The organism is Brunnivagina elsteri CCALA 953, from assembly GCF_002289455.1.
Lineage (GTDB): Bacteria > Cyanobacteriota > Cyanobacteriia > Cyanobacteriales > Nostocaceae > Brunnivagina > Brunnivagina elsteri.
On the sequence record NZ_NTFS01000610.1, the window covers coordinates 1 to 2,680 of the forward strand.

The 2,680-nt window shown below is 32.4% G+C and carries 2 protein-coding genes; one reads left to right on the forward strand and one right to left on the reverse strand.

Annotation, left to right across the window (positions count from 1 at the left end):
- Window positions 1–699: 699 nt before the first annotated feature.
- The gene (locus CK510_RS29030; RefSeq protein WP_095724929.1) at window positions 700–1,986 is read left to right on the forward strand and encodes a Sll1247 family protein; all 1,287 of its coding nucleotides are present in this window, start codon (window positions 700–702) and stop codon (window positions 1,984–1,986) included.
- Between the two features lie 83 nt (window positions 1,987–2,069).
- On the opposite strand, the gene CK510_RS29035 is transcribed toward CK510_RS29030, so the two are convergent.
- Window positions 2,070–2,558 (reverse strand): hypothetical protein, encoded by a 489-nt coding sequence (locus tag CK510_RS29035; protein ID WP_245912492.1) that lies wholly within the window; start codon window positions 2,556–2,558, stop codon window positions 2,070–2,072.
- Window positions 2,559–2,680: the final 122 nt, after the last annotated feature.

Genomic DNA, 2,680 nt, shown 5'->3' on the forward strand with positions numbered 1-2,680 from the left:
AGCATTTTTTCCTTCTCTTCCTACCCTTCGGGTAGGCACGAAGTGACTTCCAAAGGTAGCCGCTCCGCGTCTAAGGCGTTCTCTACGTCTACCTACGTCTACCTACGGTAGATACGAAGTAGCTTCCTTCTGTTGGCAATAGCCGCCCTGTAAGGGCTAAGTAGCCACTCCGTGTCTATGGCGGTTTAAAATATTGAATAGTTTAGTCTTAAATGAACCGTATTGATTTATACTCCATAGTTGTTAAGGGAAAGGAACTGGATTTCTAATTTTCCCCTCTTCAAGGGAGATAAATTCAAAGTCAGAGGGATTAAAAAAGAATGAGGAAGACAGAAGCGAAATATCTCACTCTCCAATTGCCTTTTATTAATAATTTATCTTTTAATAGTAAAGCTTAACTTCTACTTGATTAAATCTGTAAGGTTTATAGTTTAACGTGTGAGATGTAATAGTATTAATGACTTGAACAAATAATCCTTCCCTAACCAAGGAGATGATACCCAAGCGGTTGGGGTAGTTTTATATAGGTAATCAACAATAAGTAACATTAATCAAATTTAGTCTCTGATTAGTAACTAACATTTTCCAAATATTCCCCAAATCCTCAATTTATTTAACAATGAAAAAATAATTTCCAAAAATAACCATCAATAATGTGATCCTCAATGAAATCATTAACTTAAATACGGTGAAAGCAAAGTGAGTAATTTGATAAATCCTTATTATCCAAATATTTTTCCCGAAGAGCAGAAGATATATCAACATTTGCTTCATTTAGTACAAGTAGAATCTCCTCAGGAAATGATTGGGCGTTTTCGTACTCTATTTATCGAAGGAATCAATTATCCTGAGTCTGATACGATCGCAATTCTCGATCAAATTACAGCATCACCGAAAGCCGAACAAGAATTTCAGTTTTTTCTAAATCGTTGTTGCCATATTTTGATTAATAGATGGCACATGCAACCTCAATTACATAGTGCAATTCCAGAACTAATAGAACTTTTTCAATATCCACCTTCTCGACATAAAATTACTAGTTTTCGTGAAAAAGCTATCCGTCGTTTACACTTACTAATTAAAAAATTTATTGAAAGTGAACAATATACTATATTACGACGATTGACACAAATAATTACCCAACCGGATTCACAGCTATACGAACAGAAACAATTAATCACCTTAATGCGTCGCTACCCATATTTATATGAACATTGCTTGTTAACAGAAAATTCAACTTTTGAACATCAATGGACTGTCAAAAAAATTAAATTAGAAGTTCAAAAGAAATTTGAACTTGATTTATCCCGGTACGTGACTTACCAAGTAAGATGTCATCAAGTAAATCAAGTTGATTGTGCTGTTGATACAAATCGGATAATTCAACCTGTTACGAATCCAACCTTACTAACCGAAAAAAATCTGAATGCTACCATCCAGCAATTTATTGGTAAAGTTGAGGGAGACTATTCTTATCAAGAATATGCACAGCTTTTTTTAAACTATAGTAATCAAGCTTCTTCCTTTGGTGCATTTAAAGATGATTTATATGAATACTTAATTTCAGGTATTGATTGGGACTACGGGAAGCGGCAATTTCATCAACGTTTATACAAGCAATTAAAAAATACTTTAGCAGATGCAAATGAATATAAGCTAGACGATTTTTTATTAGTCAGAACTTGTAGTCAGCTACTTAACTTTTTAGTTGTCGAAAGTCAAATTTCACCGCAGCATTTTACATTTATTGATTTAATCGCAAATCAAGGTACGTTAGTTACTACAGCTTTATTACTCAAAATTGTACTAATTTGCCAAAAGATTAAACCATATTTGACAAAGAGATTTGCAATTTTGTTTAATCATTACGAGTCAGCGACAACAAATGGTATTATCTGGTTAGTAGAAACCCTTGAACAGTTGAATGTTGCTTATAGTATTCATTTCGGAAATACTGACTTGTCGTACTTTAAACAGATTTTTTAGCGACTACTAAAAAGCGGATTACTTCCCCAATTAGAGACTTATAGCGTCACGAAAAAACAAAAATTGCGTGTTATATAAGTCTTTTATTTTTTATTTACAATCTCCTCTAATTTTTCTAATAATTCTTTTGCTAAGTCAAATAAATCAATTTGATTATTTTGAAGATGATTATTCTCAATACTAATATCTTGGTTATTTTGCTGATTAGTAAAAATAGCAATTAGCATATCTTTAACAGCAAAAATCCTTTCTGCTTCTGCTGTTGCTAGAGATTTCTCTAACTCAACGGCAATTTGTGAAAGCAATATTGATTTATTTGTATTTTCTAATTCTTGCCGAAGTCTTTTAGCGATTAAATCATCACTTTCCAGGAACCTTAAAATCGATTCTACAACAGTCTCATCCTCTCCTTCATCCCAACCTTCCAACCAATTACCATCAACATCTTCATAATATAAATAAGCTGCATCAAGCCCATATTTAATAATATCATCTTGTAATTTTTGAGCCGCTTCCACAGCATGTAAAAACTTTTCCAGTCTTTGTTGGCGATCGCTCGATTCTTCTAACATAATTCTTTTTCTTTTGAGCTAGTATTCTAAATAGTATTACTATCAAATCCAGTACTGAAAAAGACCAAAAATTTCGATATTTAATTTAAGAGATGTAATTAAATTTAAACATGAATTTAAAC